The sequence below is a fragment of the Streptomyces sp. LARHCF249 genome, assembly GCF_052871255.1.
In genome coordinates this window covers 218,409-244,007 of sequence record NZ_JBIXJQ010000006.1, presented here as the reverse complement: position 1 = coordinate 244,007, position 25,599 = coordinate 218,409, and the positions used below count along the sequence as shown (strand labels likewise).

The 25,599-nt window shown below is 69.3% G+C and carries 25 protein-coding genes and 1 pseudogene; 9 read left to right on the top strand and 17 right to left on the bottom strand.

From position 1 onward, the window contains the following. Both ACIPUC_RS19095 and ACIPUC_RS19090 read right to left on the bottom strand, forming a co-directional pair. The gene (locus tag ACIPUC_RS19095) at positions 1-393 is read right to left on the bottom strand and encodes a nuclear transport factor 2 family protein (protein WP_446590755.1); all 393 of its coding nucleotides are present in this window, start codon (positions 391-393) and stop codon (positions 1-3) included. Positions 394-577: 184 nt separating this feature from the next. Beyond that, complete coding sequence (locus ACIPUC_RS19090; protein WP_446590753.1) at positions 578-3,205, bottom strand: RICIN domain-containing protein; 2,628 nt, start codon at positions 3,203-3,205, stop codon at positions 578-580. Between the two features lie 199 nt (positions 3,206-3,404). On the opposite strand from ACIPUC_RS19090, the gene ACIPUC_RS19085 reads away from it, so the two are divergent. Both ACIPUC_RS19085 and ACIPUC_RS19080 read left to right on the top strand, forming a co-directional pair. Then, on the top strand, positions 3,405-4,964 hold the full coding sequence (locus ACIPUC_RS19085; RefSeq protein WP_446590752.1) for a sigma-70 family RNA polymerase sigma factor: 1,560 nt from the start codon (positions 3,405-3,407) through the stop codon (positions 4,962-4,964). A 282-nt stretch (positions 4,965-5,246) separates the two neighbouring features. Further along, positions 5,247-7,613, top strand: a complete 2,367-nt coding sequence (locus ACIPUC_RS19080; protein ID WP_446590751.1) for a non-reducing end alpha-L-arabinofuranosidase family hydrolase — start codon at positions 5,247-5,249, stop codon at positions 7,611-7,613. Between the two features lie 57 nt (positions 7,614-7,670). Here ACIPUC_RS19080 and ACIPUC_RS19075 read toward each other — a convergent pair whose 3' ends face one another. Next, positions 7,671-8,513, bottom strand: a complete 843-nt coding sequence (locus ACIPUC_RS19075; RefSeq protein WP_446590750.1) for an ABC transporter permease subunit — start codon at positions 8,511-8,513, stop codon at positions 7,671-7,673. Between the two features lie 8 nt (positions 8,514-8,521). After that, a complete protein-coding gene (locus tag ACIPUC_RS19070; protein WP_446590748.1) occupies positions 8,522-9,439 on the bottom strand; it encodes an ABC transporter ATP-binding protein in 918 nt (305 codons plus the stop codon). A 131-nt stretch (positions 9,440-9,570) separates the two neighbouring features. On the opposite strand from ACIPUC_RS19070, the gene ACIPUC_RS19065 reads away from it, so the two are divergent. The 3 genes from ACIPUC_RS19065 (at position 9,571) to ACIPUC_RS19055 (ending at position 11,912) form a co-directional block, all read left to right on the top strand. Beyond that, positions 9,571-10,833 carry a sensor histidine kinase gene (locus ACIPUC_RS19065; RefSeq protein ID WP_446590746.1) on the top strand — a complete coding sequence of 421 codons (1,263 nt, stop codon included), beginning with the start codon at positions 9,571-9,573 and terminating at the stop codon, positions 10,831-10,833. Further along, entirely contained in the window at positions 10,830-11,525 is a 696-nt protein-coding gene (locus tag ACIPUC_RS19060) for a response regulator (protein ID WP_446590745.1), read from the top strand. The genes ACIPUC_RS19065 and ACIPUC_RS19060 overlap by 4 nt, the downstream gene beginning before the upstream one ends. Positions 11,526-11,636: 111 nt before the next feature. Beyond that, positions 11,637-11,912 (top strand): hypothetical protein, encoded by a 276-nt coding sequence (locus ACIPUC_RS19055; protein ID WP_446590743.1) that lies wholly within the window; start codon positions 11,637-11,639, stop codon positions 11,910-11,912. 105 nt (positions 11,913-12,017) lie between these two features. Here ACIPUC_RS19055 and ACIPUC_RS19050 read toward each other — a convergent pair. From ACIPUC_RS19050 to ACIPUC_RS19025, 6 genes and pseudogenes are all read right to left on the bottom strand, one after another. Continuing rightward, a pseudogene (locus ACIPUC_RS19050) lies at positions 12,018-12,230 on the bottom strand (hypothetical protein); the annotation flags it as partial. 177 nt (positions 12,231-12,407) lie between these two features. Continuing rightward, the gene (locus ACIPUC_RS19045) at positions 12,408-12,680 is read right to left on the bottom strand and encodes a hypothetical protein (protein ID WP_446590742.1); all 273 of its coding nucleotides are present in this window, start codon (positions 12,678-12,680) and stop codon (positions 12,408-12,410) included. 21 nt (positions 12,681-12,701) lie between these two features. After that, positions 12,702-12,968, bottom strand: a complete 267-nt coding sequence (locus tag ACIPUC_RS19040; protein WP_446590741.1) for a hypothetical protein — start codon at positions 12,966-12,968, stop codon at positions 12,702-12,704. 95 nt (positions 12,969-13,063) lie between these two features. Then, complete coding sequence (locus tag ACIPUC_RS19035; RefSeq protein ID WP_446590739.1) at positions 13,064-13,252, bottom strand: hypothetical protein; 189 nt, start codon at positions 13,250-13,252, stop codon at positions 13,064-13,066. 5 nt (positions 13,253-13,257) lie between these two features. Next, entirely contained in the window at positions 13,258-13,833 is a 576-nt protein-coding gene (locus ACIPUC_RS19030; protein ID WP_446590737.1) for a DUF5994 family protein, read from the bottom strand. Positions 13,834-14,274: 441 nt separating this feature from the next. After that, a complete protein-coding gene (locus ACIPUC_RS19025) occupies positions 14,275-14,613 on the bottom strand; it encodes a MerR family transcriptional regulator (RefSeq protein WP_328962387.1) in 339 nt (112 codons plus the stop codon). A gap of 1,124 nt (positions 14,614-15,737) precedes the next feature. Between ACIPUC_RS19025 and ACIPUC_RS19020 the strand changes: the two genes are divergently transcribed. Next, positions 15,738-15,911 carry a hypothetical protein gene (locus tag ACIPUC_RS19020; protein ID WP_446590736.1) on the top strand — a complete coding sequence of 58 codons (174 nt, stop codon included), beginning with the start codon at positions 15,738-15,740 and terminating at the stop codon, positions 15,909-15,911. Positions 15,912-16,148: 237 nt separating this feature from the next. Here ACIPUC_RS19020 and ACIPUC_RS19015 read toward each other — a convergent pair whose 3' ends face one another. The 4 genes from ACIPUC_RS19015 to ACIPUC_RS19000 form a co-directional block, all read right to left on the bottom strand. Continuing rightward, positions 16,149-16,460: an SCO5918 family protein gene (locus ACIPUC_RS19015; protein WP_446590734.1), complete on the bottom strand. Its 312-nt coding sequence runs from the start codon at positions 16,458-16,460 to the stop codon at positions 16,149-16,151. Positions 16,461-16,511: 51 nt separating this feature from the next. Then, on the bottom strand, positions 16,512-16,916 hold the full coding sequence (locus ACIPUC_RS19010; RefSeq protein WP_446590732.1) for a CBS domain-containing protein: 405 nt from the start codon (positions 16,914-16,916) through the stop codon (positions 16,512-16,514). Between the two features lie 46 nt (positions 16,917-16,962). After that, positions 16,963-18,477, bottom strand: a complete 1,515-nt coding sequence (locus ACIPUC_RS19005; protein WP_446590730.1) for a DEAD/DEAH box helicase — start codon at positions 18,475-18,477, stop codon at positions 16,963-16,965. Between the two features lie 312 nt (positions 18,478-18,789). Then, positions 18,790-18,993 (bottom strand): cold-shock protein, encoded by a 204-nt coding sequence (locus ACIPUC_RS19000; protein WP_446590729.1) that lies wholly within the window; start codon positions 18,991-18,993, stop codon positions 18,790-18,792. Positions 18,994-19,888: 895 nt separating this feature from the next. Between ACIPUC_RS19000 and ACIPUC_RS18995 the strand changes: the two genes are divergently transcribed. Beyond that, positions 19,889-20,719: a TIGR04255 family protein gene (locus ACIPUC_RS18995; RefSeq protein WP_446590727.1), complete on the top strand. Its 831-nt coding sequence runs from the start codon at positions 19,889-19,891 to the stop codon at positions 20,717-20,719. 720 nt (positions 20,720-21,439) lie between these two features. After that, positions 21,440-22,378, top strand: coding sequence for a hypothetical protein (locus tag ACIPUC_RS18990; protein ID WP_446590726.1), 939 nt, complete (start codon positions 21,440-21,442; stop codon positions 22,376-22,378). A 9-nt stretch (positions 22,379-22,387) separates the two neighbouring features. On the opposite strand, the gene ACIPUC_RS18985 is transcribed toward ACIPUC_RS18990, so the two are convergent. Together ACIPUC_RS18985 and ACIPUC_RS18980 are read right to left on the bottom strand one after the other, a co-directional pair. Next, positions 22,388-23,635: a pyridoxal phosphate-dependent aminotransferase gene (locus ACIPUC_RS18985; protein ID WP_446590724.1), complete on the bottom strand. Its 1,248-nt coding sequence runs from the start codon at positions 23,633-23,635 to the stop codon at positions 22,388-22,390. A 41-nt stretch (positions 23,636-23,676) separates the two neighbouring features. Then, complete coding sequence (locus tag ACIPUC_RS18980) at positions 23,677-23,850, bottom strand: hypothetical protein (protein WP_446590723.1); 174 nt, start codon at positions 23,848-23,850, stop codon at positions 23,677-23,679. A 190-nt stretch (positions 23,851-24,040) separates the two neighbouring features. Between ACIPUC_RS18980 and ACIPUC_RS18975 the strand changes: the two genes are divergently transcribed. Beyond that, entirely contained in the window at positions 24,041-24,349 is a 309-nt protein-coding gene (locus tag ACIPUC_RS18975) for an ArsR/SmtB family transcription factor (protein WP_446590722.1), read from the top strand. A gap of 124 nt (positions 24,350-24,473) precedes the next feature. On the opposite strand, the gene ACIPUC_RS18970 is transcribed toward ACIPUC_RS18975, so the two are convergent. Then, positions 24,474-25,535, bottom strand: a complete 1,062-nt coding sequence (locus ACIPUC_RS18970) for a permease (protein WP_446590720.1) — start codon at positions 25,533-25,535, stop codon at positions 24,474-24,476. Between the last annotated feature and the right edge of the window lie 64 nt (positions 25,536-25,599).

Below are 25,599 nucleotides of genomic sequence, written 5' to 3'. Positions count from 1 at the left end.
CTACGACCAGAACTCGTCGTACGCGCGGGAGTCGGCAGGCAGGACCCAGCTCTCGCTGATCTTGTTCTCCCTCATGTGGAGGACGAGGGCGAGGCCGAGGTCGAGCTCCTTGCCTTCACGTGACGCCGTGACCTGGAGCAGAGCAACCATGTGGACATCGTTTGCGAGGACATCGTGGAGCTGCGCGCGGTACGTGCCGCCCGTCAGCTCGAACTCCCGGCCGAGCAGCGCGAAGGTGGCCTCGCGTCCCCGGTAGTCGCCTGTCAGCAGGTTCCTGCCGCCGATGTGCCAGACCACGTCGGGTTGGAATTCCTGCGCCAGCGCATCCATGTCGCCGGCGGAGAAGGCGGCCAGGACGCGGTGAAAGACGGCGATGTGCGGGTGATCGGTCATCAGTGCCTCCTGCTCTCCCGGGCAACGTACGCACCGCGATCCGCGCAGTGGCACATTGGCGTCGGCCATTGGGCCGAACGCCGCACAGGGTTCCGGCACTAGAGGTTCAGAGGCGCTGCTCCAGCCGCCCCGCCAGGGGGGCCGCAGGCCGTTGTCTGCCTGCGGCCCCGCTCGGGTGCTGGGGTCAGGACGGGTCGCCGTACTGGAGCCCGCGGCCGTTGGTGCCGACGTAGACGCGGCCGTAGGTGTCGGGGTCGCCGGCGATGACGCCGACGCCGCCGATGCTGCCCCACTGGTGGGCGTCGTCGTTGACGCGGAGCCAGGTGGCGCCCTTGTCGGTGGAGCGGAAGACTCCGGTGACGTCCTTGACGGTACCGATCAGGTACAGGGCCTGGTAGGCGCCGCCCGGCGCGGCCTTGCCGAAGCCGAGGGCGGAAGCTGACTGCACCGTGGGGAGCGCGGTGAAGGTGCGGCCGCCGTCGGTGGAGTGCAGCAGCCCCTTGCCGCCGTCGGCGATCCACAGGTCCCCGGCGATGCCGGGGACGGCTGCGAGCCGGCCGGCGGGCAGGTTGGCGGCGCGGGCGGTGAAGGTCGCGCCGCCGTCGGTGCTGGCGAAGAGCGTGCCGCCGGCCAGTGAGTAGAAGGTGTTGGCCGAGGAGCGGTCGGCGACGACCACGGCGCCGTTGCCCAGGCCGCTGACCTTCGACCAGCTCGCCCCCTTGTCGGTCGAGCGGTACGGGACCTGACCGCTTTGGGTCCACACGATGGCGGAGCCGTCCGCCGCGAGCGCGACACGGCCGCTGTCGGCGCTGCCCACCGGCTCGGCCTTGAAGCCGTTCCAGCTGCTGCCGCCGTCGGTGGAGTAGGCGCCGTCCTGCGCGCCGCCACGGCCGACGCGGACCATCACCGAGGGGTTGGACTGGGCGAAGTCGATGTCGGTGCTGGTGATCATCATCGGGTTCTCCAGCCGCCCGGCGGGCACCGCGGTCAGGGAGTCGTGGCGGAAGCCGCCCAGGTCGCCCATGGCGGTGACGGCGGTGGCGCCGCCCGGCGGGGCGATCACGTCCATCAGCGCGGTCTCCTCCAGCCCGCGGGCCCCCGCGGTGGTCCAGTGGCTGGTGCCGCCGCTGTCGGCGGCGCCGGCGTCCTTGCTGCGCCAGATGCCGCTGCCGGTGCCGTACAGCGCGTGCCCGGAGTCGAAGGGATCGATGGCCAGGGCGGTCATCCAGTGCCCGGTGCCGGTACCGACGTAAGGGGCGGCGGAGGCGCTCCGCACCGACTTCGCGGCCTGGGCCTTCCAGGTCGCGCCGCCGTCGGTGCTCCGGTAGAGCTCGTCCTCGGGCCACCAGCGGCCGAGGGTGGTGACCATCACCGTGGACGGCTTCTGCGGGTCGACGGCCAGACCGGAGAACCCGTAACTGCCCTTGGACGGGGAGATGTTCTTCCACGCGCCGGCGGCCGGCGTGTACTTCCACACCGAACCCGCCGTCACGCCGTTGGGGCCGACGGTGTTGGTGTACGACAGGTACAGCGAGCCGTCACCGGAGAGCACGCCGTGCTGCGGCATCTCGCCGGTGGGCTGTCCGGAGACGGCCTGCCAGGTGCTGCCGCCGTCGGTGGAGCGGTACAGGGAAGTGGACTTGTCGGCGACGCCGACATAGACCGTCTTGCTTCCGGCCGGGCCGTACGTCACGAAGGAGATGCCCGCACCGCTGCTCGCCCCGTCCTTGACGGGGAAGGCGGAGACCTGGCTCCATGTCGCGCCGTGGTCGGTGCTGCGCCACAGGCCGTTCTTGCGGGTGCCCAGCAGCAGGGTGCCGTGGTCGGCGGGGTTGACCGCCAGCCGTTCGCCCGCCCCGCGGCCGTCCTCGTTGGCGCCCAGCTTGAAGGGCAGGTCGGTGCGCTGGAAGGTGCGGCCCCGGTCCGTGGAGCGCAGGATCGCGCCGTTGCCCGCCCAGTTGTTGGTGTAGGTGCCCGTCGCGAGGTAGAGCCGGGCGGGGTCGACGGGGTCGGTGGCCAGCGAATCGATGCCCAGAAGGTTCCAGTCCTTCTCGCCGAGCCAGTCGGTCAGCGGGATCCACTGCTCGGCCGCGGCGTCCCAGCGGTAGGCGCCGCCCATGTCGGTGCGCGCGTACAGCAGCCCCTTCTCCCGCGGGTTGAACACCAGCCCGGTGACGTAACCCCCGCCCACCACCTGGGCGTTGCTCCACACGTACGGTCCGGACCCGGGCGCCTGGGGCGCGGCAGTCTTCACCAGCTTCCACTGCTGGTTGGTGCTGCCCTTGCCGGGATACTGGATGACTCCCGCGCCGTCGGTCATGGCGCCTCCGGAGACGTCCAGGACCTGGCCGCTGCTGCGGGAGGTGAGGGTGACGGCGCCGGAACCGCTCACATCGTCGATCCGCCACTCCTGGGAGGTGGAGGAGCTGTCGGTCTGCTGCTCGGCGGCGGCCGCCTGGCCGGTCGAATGGCCCGCTATGCCCAGCACTTTGCCGCTGTTGCGGTTCACCAGCTCGTAGTAGCCGTCCCTGGCGGGTCTCAGCTTCCACTGCTGGTTGGCGGTGTTCTGGTCGGTCCACTGCTGGATGCGGGTGCCGTCTGCGGTGGAGAAGGCGTTGACGTCCAATACCTTGCCGCTGCGTACGGAAACCAGCCGGTAGTAGGCATTCCCGTCGATCGTCGCGGCCTGCGAGTCCTCCTGCACGAACAGGAGGTACGGCACGAGGACGGCGGGCACGCCGAGCAGCAGACCGGTCGCGGTCCAGCGACGGCGGTGACGCCCGCGGCGCCCGCCGTTCGTGGGGTTCTTCATGGGGGGTGTTCTCCTTGCATGCCACCAGGGGAAAGGCGGATCCAGCGACCGCAACGGCCGGGTCCGACTCCTTGTGGTCACAGGCCCCGCAAAGGGTTGCCTTGAGCCGCGATCTTTCTTGCGTTGGCCGCATACCCTTGCCGACGCTAAGGTGCGGCGCCGTACTCGGCGGATCGCTCGCTCCCCTGAGGAGGTGGGAATGGGGCTCATGGACGCGGACCACGCGAGGCTTGTCGTCGCGGCGCAGGCCGGTGACGATCGGGCGCGCGAGGAACTGATCGCCGCATACCTGCCGTTGCTCTACAACATCGTCGGGCGGGCGCTGAGCGGACATGCCGACGTCGACGACGTCGTCCAGGAGACCCTGCTGCGCGTGGTGCGCGACCTGCCCGCCCTGCGTGCCCCGGAGAGCTTCCGGTCCTGGCTGGTGTCGATCACGCTCCGCCAGATCAACACCCACTGGCAGCGGCAACGCACCTTTGCCGGCCGGACCACGGCCATCGACGAGGCACTCCAGATACCGGACGCCGGCGCCGAACCCGAGGACGTGACGATCCTGCGTCTGCACGTGTCGGACGAGCGCCGTCAGGTCGTCGAAGCCGGCCGGTGGCTCGACCCGGACCATCGGGTGCTTCTGTCGCTGTGGTGGCAGGAACGCGCCGGCTCGCTGAGCCGTGAGGACATCGCCGCCGCGACGGGTCTCACGGTCGCCCACGTCGGAGTACGCCTGCAACGCATGCGCGAGCAGCTGGAACTGAGCCGGACGATCGTCGCCGCGCTGGAGGCCGACCCGCGCTGTGCGCAGTTGGACGAGACCGTCGACGGCTGGGACGGTCTCCGTGCACCGGTGTGGCGCAAGCGGATCGCGCGGCACACCCGCGGCTGCCCGGCCTGCACGGCCACGACGACAGCACGGGTTCCGGCCGAACTGCTGCTCCTCGGCCTCGTGCCGCTGGCCGTCCCGGCCGGACTGATCGCCGCGCTGGCCGCCAAGGGCCTGCTGTCGGGTACGGCCGCGAGCGCCGCCGGGCTGGCCACGGCACACGTCGCCGTCGGCACGGCGACGGGGGGAGGCGGTCTGCACGGCCTGCTGATCGGCAAACTCCACGCGGTGACCGCTCATCCGCTGGTGAGCCTCGCCACGGGTGCGGTGCTCATCGCCGGGACCGCCACCTACACGACCTGGCCCGAACCGGCGCAGCGGGGGCCCGGCGTCACCGCCGCGCCGACGGCCGGCCATCCCACGCCGCTCCCGTCGCACTCCACCACATCGGCCGGACCGTCCCCGACGGGTCCGTCCGCCGTCCCGGGCACGGTTCCGCTGGGCGCACAGTCGCTGGAGTCCGTGGCCGACCCCGCCCTGTACCTCACGTATGCCGACGACTTCGCGACGCTCGGCCGAGTCTCCGCGTCCGGCAGCGCGCAGACACGGCAGCGGGCCACCTTCACGGTCGTCCGCGGGCTGGCCGACACACGGTGCGTCACCTTCCGCGCCGCTGACGGCCGCTATCTGCGCCATCGTGACCTGCGGCTACGGCTGAGCACCGACGACGGCAGCGAACTGTTCCGTGAAGACGCCACCTTCTGTCCGCACACCGGCGCGGTCGCCGGGTCGGTAACCCTGCACGCGCACAACTATCCCGGATCGGTCCTCCGCCACCGCGACGGCGGCATCTGGCTCGATGGCTCCGACGGCACTCGGACTTTCGCCGGCCAGGCTTCCTTCGTCATGCGCAGGGCCTGGGCCACCGCTCTTTGAGCATTTCGGGAGCGAGCCGCGCCCTTTCCGCAGGGACGACCAGACCGCGGGGCTCGGCATAACGCTTTTTGCCTGCGTGATGCATCACCGGGCAATCGTCCGGACGGGGCGACTTTTCTGTTACGAGCCGGCGAGTCCGGAGGCCTCCACTTCATGGGGTGCCCTTCCCGCCGCTCACCATGACGTGCCGGCGGGGGCAGGTCCCCCGACTTCCCCCCCGACGAATCCCCGGAAGAAGGCCCCTCCAATGACGCGACACACCCGCGACCCCCGAGGAAAATCATGAAGGGCCTGCACCGGCTCGGCCGGCGTCGCCGGACATTGACGATAGGACTGTCGGCCGCGGCGCTGGTGGCCGGTGTCGTGACGCTCCTGCCCAGCTCCGCCGGAGCCGCGAACCTGGGTACGCAGGCGGCCCCGTCGGGCCGGTACTTCGGCACCGCCGTGGCCGCCGGAAAGCTCGGCGACTCGACGTACGCCGCGATCGCGGACCGGGAGTTCAACATGATCACCCCGGAGAACGAGATGAAGTGGGACGCCATCGAACCGTCCCGCGGCAAGTTCAACTTCGGCCCCGCCGACCAGATCGTCAACCGTGCGCTGGCACGCGGCCAGCGCGTGCGCGGCCACACCACGGTCTGGCACTCGCAGCTCCCGTCCTGGGTCAGCTCCATCAGCGACGCGAACACGCTGCGCAGCGTGATGAACAACCACATCACAACCGAGATGAGCCACTACAAGGGCAAGATCTACGCCTGGGACGTGGTCAACGAGGCGTTCGCCGACGGCTCCACCCAGCACCGCAGCTCTGTGTTCCAGAACGTGCTGGGCAACGGCTTCATCGAAGAGGCGTTCCGCACCGCCCGGGCGGCCGACTCCTCGGCCAAGCTCTGCTACAACGACTACAACATCGAGAACTGGTCGGACGCCAAGACCCAGGGCGTCTACAGCATGGTCAGGGACTTCAAGTCCCGCGGCGTGCCGATCGACTGCGTCGGGTTCCAGAGCCACTTCGGCGCCGACGGCCCGCCGTCCAGCCTGCAGACCACCTTGTCCAACTTCGCCGCGCTGGGCGTTGACGTCCAGATCACCGAGCTGGACATCGCCCGGGCGTCGTCCACCCACTACGCCAACACGGTCAAGGCCTGCCTGTCCGTGGCCCGGTGCACCGGCATCACGGTATGGGGCATCCGGGACAGCGACTCCTGGCGCAGCGGCGACAGCCCCCTGCTGTTCGACAACAACGGCAAACCCAAGGCCGCCCACACCGCCGTCGTGAACGCCCTCAAGGCCGCCGCCGGTACCACCGGTGGGACCGGTACCGGGCAGATCAAGGGCGTCGCCTCCGGACGCTGTATCGACATCGACGGCTTCACCACCGTCAACGGCACCCAGGCGCAGCTGTGGGACTGCCACGGACAGACCAACCAGCGCTGGACCTACACGTCCGGCAAGCAGCTGATGATCTACGCCGACAAGTGCCTGGACGCCAAGGGCACCGGCAACGGCACCGCGGTGGTCATCGGGGACTGCGACGGCAGCGCCGGCCAGCAGTGGAACATCAACACCAACGGCACGATCGCCGGCGTCCAGTCCGGGCTGTGCCTCGACGCCGTCGGCGCGGCCACCGCCAACCGCACCAAGATCCAGCTGCACTCCTGCTGGACCGGCGGCAACCAGAAGTGGACCGGCCTGTCCGGGACGTCGACCCCGACGACGCCCGCGCCGCCGGGCGGCACGTGCGCTCTTCCGTCGACGTACCGGTGGTCGTCGACGGGTGCGTTGACGCAGCCGGCGAACGGGTGGGACTCGCTGAAGGACTTCACCAGCGTGGTGCACAACGGCAAGCACCTGGTCTACGCGTCGAACGCGTCGGGATCGAAGTACGGCTCGATGATGTTCAGCCCCTTCACGAACTGGCCGGACATGGCGTCGGCCGGCCAGGCCGGGATGAGCCAGCCCACGGTCGCGCCCACGCTGTTCTACTTCGCGCCCAAGAAGATCTGGGTCCTCGCGTACCAGTGGGGCCAGTGGCCCTTCATCTACCGCACGTCGAGCGACCCCACCAACCCCAACGGCTGGTCCTCGCCGCAGCCGCTGTTCACCGGCAGCATCCCCCGCACCGACTCCCCCACCGGCCCGATCGACCAGACGCTGATCGCCGACGACAAGAACATGTACCTGTTCTTCGCCGGTGACAACGGCAAGATCTACCGGGCGAGCATGCCGATCGGGAACTTCCCGGGCAGCTTCGGCTCGTCGTACACGACGGTGATGAGCGACACGGAGGCCAACCTGTTCGAGGCGCCGCAGGTCTACAAGGTGCAGGGCCAGAACCAGTACCTCATGATCGTCGAGGCGAAGGGTGCGAACGGGCGCTACTTCCGCTCGTTCACGGCCTCCAGCCTGAGCGGTTCGTGGACCCCGCAGGCCGCCGGCGAGAGCAACCCCTTCGCGGGCAAGGCCAACAGCGGTGCCACCTGGACCAACGACATCAGCCACGGTGACCTGGTCCGCAACAACCCCGACCAGACCATGACCATCGACCCCTGCAACCTGCAGTTCCTCTACCAGGGCAAGTCCCCCACCGCGGGCGGCCCCTACGACCGACTGCCGTACCGGCCGGGGGTCCTCACCCTGCAGCGCTGACCCGGCCGATCCAACGAAGAAGGCCCAGGTCGCTGACCTGGGCCTTCTGTCAAGAGTTCACACGTCGCGCCGCCGCACGACGACCAGGGTGAGTGCCACTGCGAGGAGGGGCCACAGCGCGAAGCCCGTCCACGCCTCGGCCGCCGAGGGCAGGGCGGCGGCCTCCCGGGGGTGCAGCTGGGACAGGACGGCGCGCCAGCCGTAGTAGGGGAAGTAGCCGAACAGCTCGTTCGCCCACTGGTGGACGGTCGGTTTGAAGAAGCCCGGCAGTACGACGAGCACGCCGCAGGCCGAGACGACGGACAGTGCGGTATGCCGCAGCAGGGCGCCGATGCCCATGCCCACCAGGGCCGAAACGGGAGCGAGTGCCGCGTTGGCCGCGAGGACCCCCGGGACGCCGGGCTCGCCCAGCGAGATGCCGATGTCGCGGCCCGACAGGATGGCCTGGCTCGCGACGAACGTGCTGAACGACACGACCACGCCGACCGCCAGCATCACGGCCGCGACGACGGCCGCCTTGGCCAGTACCACCCGGTGGCGGGCCGGCACCGCGGTCAACGTGGTGCGGATCAGACCGGAGGCGTACTCGCCGACGATCGTCAGGGCCCCGACCGTGCCCGCGCCGATCATGAGGAGGGCGACGCCGGCGCCGCTGAGCGCCTCGCTCATCGGGTCGTAACGGGATCTCTCCTGGGGACCGAAGTCCGGCCAGTTGCCGTACGTGTCGAGGCTGCTCTGCACGGAGAGCGCGATCAGGAGCAGGACGCCGAGCCCGAGTACCCAGCGCGTGGAGCGCAGGGACCACAGTTTGATCCACTCGCAGGCGAGGAGGCCGCGCCAGCGGACGCGCGGCTCGCCCGGAGCCCGGAAGCGGGCGGCAGCGGCCGGTCGGGGCGTCATGAGCGAGGTCATCGGCGGCCACCCGCGGTGTACTCGGCGCGGTCGGTGGTGAGTTCCATGAAGGCTTCCTCCAACGATGCGCTGCGCGGCGCCAACTCACGCAGCATGATCCGGTGCTCGAAGGCGAGTTCACCGATGCGGTCCGCCGTCAGCCCGGTGACCGTGAGCGCCTCCCGGCCGTCGGGCCGTACGACGGCCCCCTCGGGGGCCAGAACGGCCGAGAGCCGGGCGGAGTCCGGAGTGCGCACGGTGACACGGGACGGGGTGCGGGTACCCCGCGCCGCGAACTCGGCGACGCTCTCCTCCGCGATCAGCTCGCCCCGGCCGATGACGACGAGGCGGTCGGCCGTGTTCTCCATCTCGCTCATCAGATGACTGGAGACGAGCACCGTGCGCCCCTCCGCGGCCAGCCCTTTGAAGAGGCCGCGCACCCATCGCACGCCCTCCGGATCCAGGCCGTTGACCGGCTCGTCGAACAGCAGCACCGGCGGGTCGCCGAGGAGGGCCGTCGCGATGCCGAGCCGCTGCCGCATGCCCAGCGAGAAGCCACCGGTACGGCGGCTCGCAGCGCCCGCCAGACCCACTTCCTCCAGGACCTCCCGCACCCGGCGGCGGGGCAGCCCGTTGGCGCGGGCCAGCGCCGACAGGTGGGCGGCGGCGCTGCGGCCCGGGTGGACGTCCCCCGCGTCGAGCAGCGCACCGACGTGGTGCAGTCCGGCCTGCCGCCGGGCGAACGGGCGGCCGTCGATGGTGGCGGTTCCGGCGGTCGGCCGGTTCAGACCGAGGATCATGCGCAGGGTGGTGCTCTTGCCGGCGCCGTTCGGGCCGAGGAAGCCGGTCACGGTTCCGGGCCGCACAGTGAAGCTGAGGTCGTTGACGGCGAGGACGTCGCCGTAGCGCTTGGTCAGTCCGTTGACTTCGATCACGTGAACCACGGTGCCCCGCACCGGGGACGGGTCACATCGGCCCAGTGAGGGCGATCGGCGCACGGCCCCTGCCCGTGGGCATACGCCCGTGGTCTGACGCCCGTCGCGTGCATGCCGCCTACGATCGGCCCGTGCCCCAGACCATGCCAGCACCCCCTGCGCCCCTGGTGCGGCGCCTTCCCCGCGGTGCGCGGGCAGCGGTGACGGGGTGCGCGGTGGCCTTGCTGGGGCTGCTGCTGTACGCGGCGATCTCGGGCGGCGCCGCACCGGGCGGCGGCGCGGACAGCGGGGGCGCGGCCCTCGCCGCGGCAACCGTGGTGATGGCCGCACCGGTCGCATGGGCGCGGCGGTGGCCTTCCGCGGCCCTGGCGCCGCTGCTGGCCGAGGCCGCCGCCGCGGCGGCCCTGGGCCTGCGGGCCGAGCAGGTCTGGCCCCTCTTCCCGGTCACCGGCCTGCTGGTCGCTGCCGTCGCGGCCGCACGGAGCCGCCGCGCCGGTCTCTGCGCCGCCTTCGGCACGGTCGCCGTCCAGGAGACGGTCCTCCAGGTGGACCTCTTCCGGGACGGCGGCTGGGGCCGCGTGCTGGCCCCGGGCTTCCTGGGCCTGACGGCATGCCTGGCCCTGCTCGTCCTGCTCTCCTGGCTGACCGGAACGTACGTACGTCAGCGACGCGCGTACGGCGAAGCACTGCGCGCCCACGCCGCGGCCCGGGCGGTCGCGGCCGAACGGCTGCGCGTGGCCCGCGAACTCCACGACACCGTCGCGCACGGCATCGCGGTGATCGCCATCCAGGCCGGTGCCGGAAGCCGGGTGATCGAAAACGAACCGGAGCTGGCGCGCGGAGCGCTCACCGCCATCGAGACCACCAGCCGCGAGACGCTGCGCGGACTGCGGACCATGCTGGACGTCCTGCGCAGGGCGGATCCGGAACCGGAACCGGCGTCGGCCGCCGGGGCCGAGCCGTTCTGCGGACTCGCCGACCTCGGCCGGCTCGTCGCGACGGCGGCGGACGCAGGAGTCCTCGTGGACGTGCGGCACGGTGGGGAACGACGTGAACTGGCCGAGGCCGTCGACTGGTCGGCATTCCGCATCATCCAGGAGTCCGTGACCAACGTCGTACGTCACGCGAACGCCCGGCACTGCCGGGTGACCGTCGACTGGGGTCCCCACGCCCTGTCGGTCGAGATCGTCGACGACGGACCCGGCCGCTCGCACACCGCCGGCCCCCAGGACGCCGCCGGCCCCGGGACCGGCTACGGAATCCGCGGCATGCGGGAGCGGGCAGTCCTCCTCGACGGCGACTTCACCGCCGGTCCACGGCCCGAAGGCGGCTTCCGCGTCGCCGCCCGGCTCCCTCTGCCCGCCGTCCCGACGACCTCGGCCGAGGCGCCATGACGGTCCGCGTCCTCCTCGCCGACGACCAGCCGCTGGTCCGCACCGGCCTGCGCATGGTCATCGACAGCACACCCGGCATCGACGTCGTGGGAGAGGCCGCGACGGGCGCCCAGGCCGTCGCCCTGGTGAGGGAACTCGCCCCCGACGTCGTGGTCATGGACATCCGCATGCCCGGCATGGACGGCATCGAGGCCACGCGGCTGATCACTGCCGAGTCCCGGGCGGCCCGGGTCATCGTCCTCACCACCTTCGACACCGACACCCACGTTCACGCCGCCCTGCGGGCCGGAGCGAGTGGCTTTCTCGTCAAGGACACGGATCTCGACGGGTTCCTGGCCGCCATCCGGGTCGTCGCCGCCGGTGACGCCCTGATCGCGCCCGCCGTCACCCGCCGCCTCATCGCGGAGTTCGCCGGCCGCCCCGTACCCGCCCCGCCCGCGCCGCCCGCGCCGGAACTCGCCGCCGTCACCGCGCGGGAACGCGAGGTGCTCACCCTCGTCGGCCGCGGCCTGTCCAACGCCGAACTCGCGAGCCACCTCCACATCAGCCCCGGCACCGCCAAGGCCCACGTCGCGAGTCTGCTGTCCAAGCTGGGCGCCCGCGACCGAGTCCACCTCGTCATCGCCGCCTACGAGTCAGGCCTGCTGAAGCCGTCCCCCGGAACCGGGTGCGCGTTCAGATGCACGGGTTGACGCAGTCCGGACCATGATCCTATTGTCCGCCTTGCGCGTGGTTGCAGCCGACGGCAGTGAAAGCCGACCGGATTCTGATTAATGCCGAAATCTGAGTAAGTGAGGGTAGTCGTGGGGGTGCTGCTCTCGTACCTCCTCCTTTTCCTCATTCAAATCGGCTTGATGGCGTTGCAGGTCGGCGGCGCGTTCCTGCTCATGTTGAGTCTCGCTCTGTTTATCCGGCGCTTCGCACTTGCGCGCAAGCGTCGACCCGCTGGCCGCTTCCCGAAAGCGGCGTCAGTGGCACCGTATGTGCTGGGCGGCATCGGCGTTTGCCTGCTGGTTTCCACTTCGGCAGTGCTCTTCCTCGGGAGGAAGTCGGGCATTTTTGAAACCTGGGCGATATAGGCCGAAACCGTTGTGGTCTGCGCGGGCATCGTCGGCCTATCGAGGCTGGTAGCGGTCGGCTGCGGGCGCGGTGGTTGCTGCACGGCGCGCGAGCTTCCGTTCGCCGAAGACCAGGCGCCGGCGGGTGGGCAAGCCGGTGAGGACGGTGGCCGTGGCCGGTTCGTCGGTAGCGGTGTGCACGTAGATCGCTTCCAGCGAGCCGATCCTGTGTCCTTTTGGGTCGATGACGCCGCAGTCGCGCCACTCGCGGATATCGGCTGATGGATCATGCTCCGCTCCTCGCGGCGCGACGAGGATGACACAACGGCCCCGGCACATTCACACGCCGGGGCCGCCCTTCCGGGCGCTGCACGTGAGAGTGCACCGACCCATTCATCATGATATGCCCCTGGCGCTTCTCCGGCACCAGCGATGTTTCGCGGCGGTACGGGCCACCTGTCGCCGTGAGAATCCTGGTACGGAGGCGCCAGGCCCTCTTCGCGTGTGCAAGGGGATTCAGCTGCGCTCTTCCTCCTCGGCCTCCATGCGCCGGATTCCCGCGTGGGTGAGGGTGACCATCGCGGGGGTGTTGCCCGGTTCCCAGTCGACGGTGATCAGGCCTTCGCCCGCCAGGTAGGTGCAGGCGGCGGCCAGGTCCTGTTCCGGTACGTGGAGGTCGCGCCGCAGCTGTGCTCCGGTGATGCCGAGGAGCCGGTTGCCTTCGACGGCTTCGTACAGGACACGGAGCACCTGTTCGCGGTAGGTCTTGCGTTCGTGCAGTGTCGCCATGACCGCGTCCTCTCGGGGCTCTCAGGTCTCGTCGGAGTGGGCGCCGGTGCCGGCGGACGTCCTGCTGGCGGCCAGCCAGGAGCGGGCGGGGCCGGCGGGTGTTGCCGTGTCCACCGTGAGGTGGAGGCGGGTGTTGCCGTCGAGGCCGGGATAGCTGCGCTGTTCCGTGCCCGCGAAGCAGTGGCGAAGCGCCTCCGCGACCGCTCGGGCGGCTTCGGGCGTGTGCGCGATGATCCGTACCTCGGCGTGTCCGAGCGACGGCAGCGTCTGGGTCTCGACGTACTTCACGTGGGCGTGTTCCCTTTCGGAGTGTGCGAGAGGCCGACGGGGCGGGGCGCCGTGGCGCCCCGCCCGCTGCCCCCGGTCGGAGGAAGGTCTGTTCCTCACCGGTCGGCATCCGTGTGGTGGGCTCGACGACTGGTGTCGTCCGGCAGGCCGGGAGGTCTCGGCAGGGGGTCGCTGAAGTGGTGGGCCGCGATCCGGGCGTCGTGCTGGGCGTTGAGCAGGTGGATCAGGAGCATTCCGAGGCCGATCGCGAGGGCGATCACCGCGGTGAGGACGAGGGCCTCCACGCAGCTCACCTCCAGCCGTTTCCAGGCAGGGGGAGGGCGCTTCGGCCCATCGGGTTCCCGAAGGGGGACATGCAGGCCCCGCCTTCGCCCTCCCAGGTGGCTTCCCGGCGCACGGCGTCGCCGATGCCGCGCCCTATGGCGGCTTCGTTGGCCATCAGGACTGCGGCGGTGAGGACGCTGCCGGGGATCGCGGCGGCGGCCATCAGGCGGGCCGCGGCGGCGGGCTCGGTTTCGGGCGGGATGACAAGGAGGTCCCAGCGCCCCACGGTGTAGGAGAGCAGGATCAGCTTGTCGGGGTCCTGTTCGGTGAACCAGCCCACGTGCAGCACGCGCCCGTCCACGGGCACGGTGTGCGGTACGACGGGCCAGCGGGTGGGGTTCACGCTGACGCGGGTGACGCGGCCCCAGGGTTCCTCCAGGGCGGCGGCGAGCGGCGGGAGCTCCGCTTCGAGATCGCGGGAGTGGGGCCACCAAGCCCCGTCCAGCCGGCCGGCGAGTGTGGTTCTCGGGGTCAGGGACAAGCGTGCCGGGAGCTCTGCGGCGAGGTCGCGGGGCGCGGTCCGGTCGAGGGTGGTGGTCATGATGCGGACCTGCCCCCGGACTGCCCGTCGGCAGTCCGGATTTTAGGCGATCGCCGGAAGTGACACCTGCGTGAAAGCCGGTGCGCGAAGTACCTCCGGTGCTTTCAGTGTACATCTGTTCGATGCGTTATGGCCGGTTTGACCAGGCATTTTCCGGCGGTTGCGCTGTGGCGCGCCGGACCTCGGCCATCCTGGATCCCCCGCCGTGCGGATCACCGAGGCCGTTCCGGAGCTGATGCGGGGCATCCCTGGCCGCTGCGCCTCAGACACGGAACGGTCGAGGTCATGTGTGCCTGGACTGGCACGGCACCCATCGGGGCACGCGCAGCGCTGACGCCGGGGCGGACCTCACAGAAGCATCAGCGCCTGAATAGCACTCCACCCACCACCCGGCTTGCAGCCACGACCCGACCCCCGCCAGTGCCGGCGGGCACCGTCACTTCAGGCCGAGGCCGGCGGCGCGGCTGATTCGGCGGCGCGGCGGTATTCGGCGTTGATGCGCTGGGCTTCCTCGAGCTGGTCCTCGAGGATGATGATGCGGCAGGCGGCCTCGATCGGGGTGCCCTGGTCGACGAGCTCCCGAGCGCGGGCCGCGATGCGCAGCTGGTAGCGGGAGTAGCGGCGGTGACCGCCCTCGGAGCGGAGCGGGGTGATCAGGCGGGCTTCGCCGATGGCACGGAGGAAGCCCTGGGTGGTGCCGAGCATCTCTGCGGCCCGGCCCATGGTGTAGGCGGGGTAGTCGTCGTCATCGAGACGGCCGAACGAGTCGTCTGCTGTCATTGAACCTCTCTCATGGAACGCATGGAGGGGCCCTGGTGCCGTACGGCACCAGGGCCCCGAAGGAACTACTACACCATCTGTCGGCCCTGATACTGCGCCGACCCTGTGTTTCCGCCGACCCGGCCGACACGCTGCCGGGAGTGCGGGGATCGCGGTTGCTTGACCGGAGACCACCTCACTATCGATGTCCTGCGGTACCCGGGCTCAGACTTCCGCCCGGGCGATCCTGATGGCGCTCGGCTCCTCCGTTCTTCCCTCGGTTATCAATTGCCTACTGCTGGTACTGCTGGTACTGCTCTACTGCGTACTGCTGGTGGCCTGACCCAGCGCCACTCTTCGGCAGCCAGCCCCGTCGCCCATCGTGCGTCTGCTCTGGCCTGGAACCCCACTGCCGAACTTCCCGGTGCGCGCGCCCGCAGCCGACGCCTTCACCGAGGTGCTGCTCACTGACTTCACTGCTGGTACTGCACTTACGGGTACTGCCACTGCGTCAACTGCGGTACTTCTGGCGGTGGCCCCTGATCACTGCGGGCCACCCGGTCCGGTCGTCAGTCCCGTCACCGTCCTGCAACATCCCTGGCTTCGGAACTCCACCACCGCACCGTCCTGCGCACTGCAACTGCGGGTACTGCTGCCCGGCAGTTCGTCTCTGCCGGGCCCTGCTGTCTCTCTGGCTACGAGAGAAACCATAACCACGCCACCGTCCAATGTCTACTCTGGCCGTCATAGATTTCCGCGTGTTCGACGGTGAGGTAATCGACCTCGAACGGCACCGGGGCAAGGAGTGAGACCACACCACACCGGGCACGGGACATCCGCCACGGCTCGGAGCGGGGGCGCTGGGGGCTCCGGGCGTGATGAGCCGGAGAGCACAAGGACCGGTCGGTGACGTCGCGGCCGGCCGCCCGGGCTGGAGCCGCGGGCGGCCAGGCTGGTGTGGGCGGGCTTTGCGGGGCAGGCTGGAAGTGCGAAAAAGTGCCCGGCGATCGGGACGGACGATGTCCTGCCCGTCGAGGACGAAGCCGCCGTGTTAGCGCACTATGGTCTGCCCTACCAGCCGGGCGCGAAAGGTGAGCGGCAGCTCGCCCGCCGCTGACCGGCCTATCGAGGAGGTGCCTTGCGGCATGGTGCTCTTCCTGATCCTCGTCATCGTGGCGATCGTGCTGGGCCTCATCGGCGCCGTCGCCGAAGGGCTGTTCTACCTGCTGATCATCGGCATCGTGGTGTTCGTCGCCGCCCTGGTGTACCTGGTCTTGCACATCCGACGCTCCGGCCGACATCACCGCACACTGCGCTGAGAGCCGGTAGCGCGACCGCCCGAGCAGGCGGGACGGCCGGTGAATTGAATCCGCTTTCATGTCGAAGCCTGACGAGCTGCTCGTTGACGTCGCCACCTTGGTGGAGTCCGGGCAGGGGATGTACCGCGTCTCGATCCTCGTGTAGGAAACCCCTGGGTACGCGGGAAGGCCCGACCAGGCGCTTGCCGGTCGGGCCCTCTTCGCTGTTCGGGTGTCGGCTTGCGCCGGTCCTGTCCGTCAGACGGTCACCGGATTGCCGAGCATCGCGGAAGCCTGCTGGAGCGGGCTGAGGACGCGCGTGGGCATGGCGGCCCGGGGGAGGCCGCGGCAGGTGAACCCGAGCTGGGTCATGGCCCGGAGGACTTCACCGGCGCTGAAGTCACGGCGGTCCTGGCGGGTGATGACCTGGCCGACCTGCTTGGCGGGGTAGGTACGGCGTCCGATGATCACTGACTCGCCGACGACCTGCTCGGGCTTGATGCCCTTCATCGACTCCAGGACACCGCTCTTGGTCAGGTCGAACGGGAAACGGGCGATGACACAGCGCATGTTGCCTCACAGGAAGGAGAAAGGGGGACGGTCGTGCCGTGGTGAGGCGGTTCAGCGGGCAAGGGCGAGAACGCCCAGAGCACTGCCCTGGTCATCGACGACCGGCAGGGCATCGAGCCGGCGGTAGCGCATCGCGTGTTCGGCTTCGGCCATCGTGGTCACGGGTGAGGCGACCGGCCCGCGGTCCCCCAGCAGGTCGCGGAGACGGACCCGGTCGGTGTACGCCGCGCTGTCGCGGATGGCGGTGAGCCGGGCCTGCGTGACCAGCCCGGTGCACAGGCCGTCCTCGTCGCAGACGAGCAGATGACCCGCGCGGGCGCCGGCCATGACGGCCAGGGCCACCTCGACCGTCATGTCGTCACAGACCTGTGGACCGGCCGCCTCCATCGCGTCGCCCACCGTCCGGTGCACGGGGTTGGTGTTCGCGGAGCGGGGCTGCATCTGGACCAGCGTCAAAACGTGCCTCCTGCAGAGATGGGTCAGTTTCCTGATCACGTGGTTCTCAGGCCGCCGCATCGAAGGCGGACTGCCGCACGCTCACACGCCGGACCGTCGAAGCGGGCCGACGCCTGCCACGGGAGGCCGTGCTGCGCTTGGCGCGTTCGACGACCGGTGCGGTGATGACGACGGGGACGCCGGAGGGTGCCTGGGCGCCGGTGATGCGGTTCAGGGCCTCTTCGCCCGAGCGGACCTGGGTGGTCTGCGGGGTGATGCCGGCGGCCTGCATGAGGCGGGTCATGTCGCGGCGCTGGTTGGGGGTGACCAGGGTGACGACGCTGCCGGACTCGCCGGCGCGGGCGGTGCGTCCGCCGCGGTGGAGGTAGTCCTTGGGGTCGGTCGGCGGGTCCACGTTGACGACGAGGTCGAGGTTGTCGACGTGGATGCCGCGCGCGGCGACGTTCGTCGCGACCAGCACGGTGACGTGCCCGGTCTTGAACTGGGCCAGGGTGCGGGTGCGCTGGGGCTGGGACTTCCCGCCGTGCAGGGCGGCGGCGCGGACCCCGCTGTTGAGGAGGTCCTGGGTGAGGCGGTCCACGGCGTGCTTGGTGTCCAGGAACATCATCACCCGGCCCTCGCGCGCCGCGATCTCCGTCGTGGTGCGGTGCTTGTCGGCGCCGTGGACGTGGAGCACGTGGTGCTCCATCGTCGTCACCGCACCGGCCGAGGGATCCACCGAGTGCACGACCGGGTCGGTCAGGTACCGGCGAACCAGCAGATCGACATTCCGGTCCAGGGTGGCGGAGAACAGCATCCGCTGCCCTTCGGGACGCACCTGGTCCAGGAGAGCGGTGACCTGCGGCATGAAGCCCATGTCGGCCATCTGGTCGGCTTCGTCCAGGACGGTGATCGCGACCCGGTTCAGGTGGCAGTCGCCGCGGTCGATGAGGTCCTTCAACCTGCCGGGCGTGGCTACGACGACCTCTGTGCCTGCGCGCAGCGCTCCGGCCTGCTTGCCGATCGACATGCCGCCGACGACCGTGGTCAGGCGCAGCTTCACGGCGCGGGCGTAGGGGGTGAGGGCGTCGGTCACCTGCTGGGCCAGCTCGCGGGTGGGGACGAGGACGAGGGCGAGCGGCTGGCGGGGCTCGGCGCGCTGCCCGGCGGTACGGGCCAGCAGCGCGAGGCCGAAGGCGAGCGTCTTGCCGGAGCCGGTGCGCCCGCGGCCGAGCACGTCACGGCCCGCAAGGGTGTTGGGCAGGGTGGCGCCCTGGATCGGGAAGGGCACGGTCACGCCCTGCGCGCCGAGAGCGGCCAACAGCTCGGCCGGCATGGCGAGGTCGGCGAAGGCCTCGACCGCGGGCAGCGCGGGAGTCATGGTCTTCGGCAGGGCGAACTCGCCCTGCACCGCGGCGGGTCGGCGGCCGTAGCCGCCCGAGCGGCTCGGACCTCCGGAACGGCTCGGGGTCGACGATCCGAACCGGCTGGCCCGCTCCGAACCGGCGGCAGCGCCGAAAGAGGGGCCGCCGGTGCGGCTGCGGGTGCGGGAGGAACGGTCATTCGTACGAGTGCGGTTCATTTCGAACCTTCCTTGATGCGGCACGTATCAAGGAATTCCCGCAGCGGAAAAGAAGCGCAGGGGATCGCAAGAACGGGCCGAATGGAATGCGAAAGCGACTCTGGACTACAGGGATTCTGTACGGTCGCAGGCGCTGAGCTGGGGTGGCGTCATGTGGACGCGAAATCCAGAAAAGTCGAGTAGGGTTGAAGCTCCGAGGAGGCTGTAACCCTGAGTGTTTCGTCCCGCAGGTGACCCCACTGCGGGAAATATGTGCAGCTGGGGCCCGCACCCCGAGGGATGCGGGCCCCAGCTACGAAATGCGCGTCAGCGTCAGGCGGGAACGATGTTCTCGGCCGTCGGGCCCTTCTGGCCCTGCGCGATGTCGAAGGTGACCTTCTGGCCTTCCACTAGCTCACGGAAGCCCTGGGCTGCGATGTTCGAGAAGTGGGCGAAGACGTCGTCGCCGCCGCCGTCCTGCTCGATGAAACCGAAACCCTTTGCCGCGTTGAACCACTTCACGGTGCCAGATGCCATGTCATATCTCCTTTGGGGCAGTACACCAGCGTCCGCACTGTACGGACACCGTGTCGCCGCGATGATGCCCCGCCGGAAAATGACCGGAAATATGAAGCGCTCGAATGTGGCGAAGGCCGACTGGAGCGCTTGAAGTTTTTGGGTACCAAAACTGCAACCGAGATCGACAGTAGCACGCCGCAGCTGTTTGTGTGCGTGAAATATCTCCATCGTGTGCGGCGCGAAAAAACTCTCCCCGCGGGGCCCATTAAACTCTCCGACCGCGGGGATAGATATTGATTTCCCCCGAGTGCAGCGTTTCGGGAGCCCGGCGCCCCCCACCGACCGGCGCCGGGTGACGGTGACGTGGCATGTGGTGCGCGGCAGACCCTCCGAGCAGGGCATTCCCGCCAGTTGGGACACGTGAAGGGCGCGGGAGGGGTCTAACAGGTCTAGACAACAACGAAGGCCCAGGTCGCTGACCTGGGCCTTCTTGCAAGAGCGGATGACGGGAATCGAACCCGCGCTATAAGCTTGGGAATCTACTGCGCAGAACGTGTTCGCCTGCGGTCTGACCTGCGAAAACAGGCCCCGGCGGGCCCCTCTCGGAGGCGCTCCGGGATCCGCTTTTGACCGCTGTTGACCGTCCTTAAGGGCACGGTTGGGGCACGCCCTTCTCATTGCTGCCTCGCAGGGAGCGCGAGCCGCCCGGATCTCCCGCCGGCAGGTCGCCGACACCCGGCATTGCTCCCGCAAGCAATCAGATGGAGGGCGCGGGGGCGATCTCCGAGACCACGCACTCACCCCCCCGGCTGGGGCATCACGCGCGCTCGGGGGCGAGGCTCCTGTCATGCCGGAGCGAAGCCACCTGTGCGCCGTCTTACCCTTCGCTGGTGTGAGAAGTAGAGTGTGAAGTGTGGACAGGGAAGAGCGGGGAGCGATCTTCGAGAACCCGGTGGTCGCGGACGTGCCCCTTGATCCAGCGCCTCTAGCGCGGGTGATCGGGCAGCTCCGCTTCGGAACGCTGTCGGTCTTGGCGTCCGGCGACGAGGCGGCCCAGGCGTACATGAAGGCTCTCTCCGAGGATTACCCCTTCGTTGAGCAGGGCTTGGAGCAAGCTCTGCGTTTCACCGCAGGGCAGCCGGTTCAGCACACCGAGATCGGCAAGCTTTGGCGGCTGCGGTCACACGACCGCCAAACCCTGGTGGCTCTGAATAATGGCGCGCTCACCCTGGAGACCACCGACTACCTCGGGCGCACAGCGTTCTGCGATGAACTGGCTCGGCTGGCCAGGATCTTTCAGGACGTCACCCATGTGCCTACGTACAGTCGAGTGGCGGTTCGGTACACGAACCGACTTCAGGGGCCCGAAACGCTTGCCAGACTGACCGAACTCGTCCACCCGGAGTTGCTGGGGCTGGTTGGAGTCGACCCAGGCCCCGGTGTCGATCTGACGTACACGCTCTCCCAGGCCCAGCTCTCGTTCGGCGAAGCCCGCAACCTTCTGGTGCAGTACGGCCGACTGCCCGGCGGCGCCACGTTCGACCCCACGATCGATGCAGTGCCGGAGCCAAACTGGGTGCTCGACCTGGACTCCTACCAGGAATTCCCTGACGGTCGCAGAGGCTTGGCCGCCGAATCGCATTCAGTCAAGGCCGCCGCTGTGGCCTGCGCAGAGCGCGCTCACACCTTCTTCCGGTGGGCTGTCACAGATCAGTTCCTGACCCATTTCGGCGGCCATCCATGACAGCCACGGTGCTGATGCCTCCCAGCCTGCGTACAGCCACCTCCGCACGGGATCCCGAAGAGCCACAGCCCCGGCATCGGCGCCCCGGGCAGCCACGGATCCAGGTGTGGATGGCCGGCCAGGTTGCTGCTGCCTGCCTGGCCCGCAGCACGACGCTCGGAGCGGACGTGACGCCGACAGAGGCGATAGTGCCGCTGGATGGGCTCACCAGCACCCCGCAGGCGGCTGACGACTTCACGGTCACAGCACTGGAACTATCGGAAGTCAGACCGGCCGTCCCGTCTCAGGCGTCCACGGCTGAGATGGTGGCCCACCTCCATGATCACTCCGGTCTGACGTGGGACCAGCTCGGAAAATTGTTCGGGGTCTCTCGGCGGGCTGTACACATGTGGGCTGCTGGGAAGCGGATGAACGCCCACAACACCGAACTGCTGGGCGCATTGCTACAGCTGGTCAATGCGGCTCCTGGTGGGTCGACCGACGAACGACGAGCGTGGCTTTTCGCTCCAGCCCCTGACGGAATCACTCCGGTTGAGCGATTCTTGGATGAGCATCGCCGGCCTGGGCCTCCGATCTCGGGATCGGGATACACGCCTGCAGGTCTCCTGGGGATCGCCGACGACTGACGGGGGCCAGCACATCGTGATCGAGCCACCTGCTCCCTCGGAACCACCGGGAGGGCGGCAGGACGAGCAAGGCGGGCGGGTGCAGCCTGCCCGTTTGAGCCTCACTGGGTTTCAGCAGGCAGACATCCTGAAGACCGAGCGGATCCCGTGCCTGGGACCTATGGGCGAGGCATCCTGGTTGCCGACACCTGACGGCGTGGTGATCATCAGCCAGACCTGCGACGTTGTACGAGACAGCAAGGAATACCTCCAGGTTGCGCCCCTCATCCGCCTGATCGGAAACGCTGCACGACAGGCTGGGAAGGGTGCGATGCCCGGCTACGTCCTGGTCCCGGAGGCAGGGACGGACACCTTCGCCGACCTCGACCATGTGGCTACAGTCTCGAAGCACCACGTAGCTCTACTCGTGCCTCAGCGAGGTGTTGCATCGACCCAGGCCCTACGTCTGTTCGGCATGCGTGTAGGCCGTCGATTTTCACGGTTCGCCTTCCCGGATGCGGTCTCCGAGTGGCTCCAGCCGCTGAAGGGCTTGGTCATCGACAAGGCAGGGCGTGCCACCAGCGCACTCGGACGCGTGCTGGACGAGAGGGTCGAATCCCTGCGGCTCGAATGCAGCCCTAGTTGGGACGACGGGGCTCCCTATGAACTGACGCTTCTCGTCGTGGTAAAGCCAGGGCTCCTGCCTGTACTCCACGAAGGGCAACCACCTCCCAGCGCATCGGCGGCCCTATCGCGATGGCTCTGGGACGGCGAGGGTTCTCTGATCCGGAAGCCTGCCGCTATCGCAGAAAAGATCGTCGAGGCGTCTCCGTCAACCAGCCTCGCTGACCGGTTGTGGCTATGGGAGTGCTTCGCCGAATCGCTCGCTGCCACGTGCAGGCCACCTACATCTGCCCTTCCGGACATTGCGAACGCTGTCGCCGGAGGGGAGTTCTCATCAGAGGTGGCAACCGCGCGGGAGGTCGCATACGAGCGCATCCTCCGAAGCGAAGAGATCGACCTCGAGCATCTGTCTCCGCCCCTCCCGCGTTAGCAGCCTTCTCTACGCAACACCGCTTCCGAGTCTCGCCACGAAGTCCGCGACGCGGGTCAGCGCTTCCGCCAGGCGGTCCGGAGGGACCGTGTAGGAGATGCGGACGTGGTCGGGGGCCGCGAAGTCGGCGCCGGGGATCACCGCGACGTTGGCCTCCGTCAGGAGGAGTTCCGCGAAGTCCGCTGCGGAGGTGATGGTGCGGCCCGCCAGGGTGTGGCCGTAGGTGGCCGAGACGTCGGCGAACAGGAAGAAGGCTCCGATCGGGTTGCCGGCGACCTCGACGCCCGGGATGCCCGCGAGGGCCTTGATGGTGGTCAGGCGGCGGTCGTCGAGTTCAAGGCGGCGCCGTTCCAGCTCCGGGCCGAGGTCTGCGGTGAGTGCGCCGAGGGCGGCCTTCTGGGAGATGGAGGACGGGGCCGAGGCGGTGTGGCTCTGGATCGCCGTGACGGCCTGGGCGACGGGCGTGGGGGCGGCGATCCAGCCGATGCGCCAGCCCGTCATGGCGAAGGTCTTGGACACGCCGCCGATCGTGAGCGTGCGTGCCGCGGCCTCGGGGCCAAGGGCGGCGACCGAGACGTGCTCGGCGTCACCGAAGGTCCAGTGGTCGCAGATCTCGTCGCTGATGATGGCCAGGTCGTGGTCGATCGCGACCTGCACGAGGGCGGCCAGTTCGGTCCGGTCGTAGACGACGCCGGAGGGGTTGGCCGGGTTGTTCAGCAGGAGGACCCTGGTCCGGTCGGTGACCGCGGCGCGCAGCTGGTCGGCGGTCACCTTCAGCCCCGAGCCCTGGGCGGGCTGGACGGGTACGAGGGTGCCTCCGGCCAGGGCGGCGAGGTGGGGGTAGCTGACCCAGTAGGGCGCCGGGATGAGGATCTCGTCGCCGGGCTCCACCAGGGTGGTGAAGGCGTAGTGCAGGGCCTGCTTGGCACCTGCCGTGATGACCACCTGTCCGGCCTCGTACGCCGTCCCGTGCCGGTTGAGGAACTTCGCTGTGGCCGTACGAAGTTCAGGGATTCCGGCGGCCGGCGTGTAGCGGGTGAAGTCGGTGGCGATGGCGTCGAGGGCAGCCTGCGCTGCCGGCTCGACGGTCGGGAAGGCGGGTTCGCCGCTCGTGAGGTTGATGACGTCCACCCCCTGGGCGATCAGGGCCTTCGCCTGGGCGTCCAGGGCGGCGGTCGCGGACGGCGGGACGTGCGCCGCACGCCGGGTCAGGCGGATTCGGCTGATCGCCTCGGGGGTGGACTGTGCAGTGCTCACGGCGTTCCTCTGGGTCTGGTTCGGTGCGGTGGCGCTGGGCTTCAGCCGCGCGGGCCGTAGAGCGAGAGTGCGGACGCCTGGGTGCGGCGGATCTCGGCGTAGTGGCTGGCGGAGTTGGTGACTTCGGCGCAGCCGTCGCAGAAGCGGACTCCGGCGGTGAATGCGTCGTTGCGGGCGCGGCGGAAGTTCTGGATGGAGCGGCGGATGGACGACATGACATCCTCGATTCATAGGCGAGTGTCTATGGGTTGAGCATGGCAGAACACATAGATGGCCGTCAATGGGTTGGAGGGCGCCGTCCCGTCTCGCGGGCGTCTCTGGACGAGCAGGGGCCGGATCCGTCAGATTGGGCGCATGATCAAGCCTTCGCCCGCCGGAATACTCGCCACTTGTTGTCCTGAGCCCATGACTGCCGCTGAGGCAACCGATCTGGCGGCCGCGTTCAAGGCGCTGGCCGACCCCGTGCGGCTGCGGATCGCGAGCATCGTCGCGTGCTGTCCGGCCGGCGAGGTGTGCGTGGGCGAGATCGCCGCCGAGTTCTCGGTTTCGGGTCCGACCATCAGTCACCACTTGAAGAAGTTGCGCGAGGCGGGGGTGCTGTCCGCCGAGCGGCGGGCAAACGAGGTGTACTACCAGGTGCGTTCGGACTGCCTGGACGGGCTGATCGGCCAGTTGGCGGCAATGAAGCCGGCGTTGGGTCAAGCGGCGCTCTGAGCGGGGCCGTCCCACAAGTGCCCGTAGAAACGGCTGCAGCCCGCCCCGGAGCAGGGGGCGGGCCGTTGCCGTCTGTGCGCTGGCGCTCAGGCCAGGGATGTTGCCAGGGGTACCGCCAGGGATGTCAGAGCCACATGGGGGCCGTGTAGCCGAGGACGATCGCCCCGGTGAAGAGGATGCCGACGACCAGGCCCACCACGCGCCAGCGGGCGATGAGGAGCATGCCGCTGATGGCGCCGACGCTGGTACCCGCACCGGTCACCAGGAAGGCGAGCGCCGGGCCGGGGCCCATGCCGCCCTGCATCAGGGTGGCCACCAGGGGGAGCGAGCCGTCGGTGTTGAGGTAGACGGGGATGCCGATCAGAGCGGCGAGCGGGACGGCGAAGAGGCTGTCCCCGCCGAGGTAGTCCGTGAGGAAGGCGGTCGGGATCGAGTTGATGAGCAGGTAGCCCAGCGTCGCGAAGGCCAGGAAGTAGATCGCGAGGCGCTTGCTGGTGATCCGGAGTTCCTTGCCGAACTCGTCGAGCTTCCAGCGCTTGACCAGGCTCGTCTCGACCGGCGCGGGGGCCGGGGCCGGGGCGATGGGCCGGGTGAGCAGGGCGGTGCGGGCCAGACCGCCACCACTGCCGCCGCCGGCCGGGGTGCTCACGCCGCCACCCGAGACGCCATCCTCCGCGTCATCGCTGGTGCAGCAGCTCTCCTCGGCCTTCTTCTCCGCCTCCGTGGAGGTCAGGCGGGCCTGGCCCTTGAGCCAGCCCGTCTTCTCGATCAGCCAGGTCACCAGACCGGCGAAGAGGCCGATGACGATCGCCGCCACGAAGAAGGTCAAGGCGAAGTCGGCACCGAACAAGCCTATGGAGAGTACGAGTTCCTCCGGGCTGGTCAGTGGCGAGGCGACCATGAAGGTGACGACGGGGGCCCAGGGAACCGACGAGGCGAGAGCGCCCAGGACCACTGCCGTGGTTCCGCAGGAGCAGAACGGAGTGAGCGTCGCCAGGATGACGGCTCCGAGAACCGCGTAGAGCGTCTTGCGGCGCAGCCAGGAGGAGAGCCGCTCCGCTCCGATGTACACCGGGATGGCCGACGCCACGATGACGCTGATCAGCAGGAACGGCCAGTTCGTGCCCAGGGTGCGGAGGACGTCTTGGGCCGTCTGGCCCAGGATGTCGAGAACGGTGTCAAGCACGGAGAGCTCCAACTCATAGACGGCTGTCGATGAGTTGAACTCTGCCGGATTCATAGATGACTGT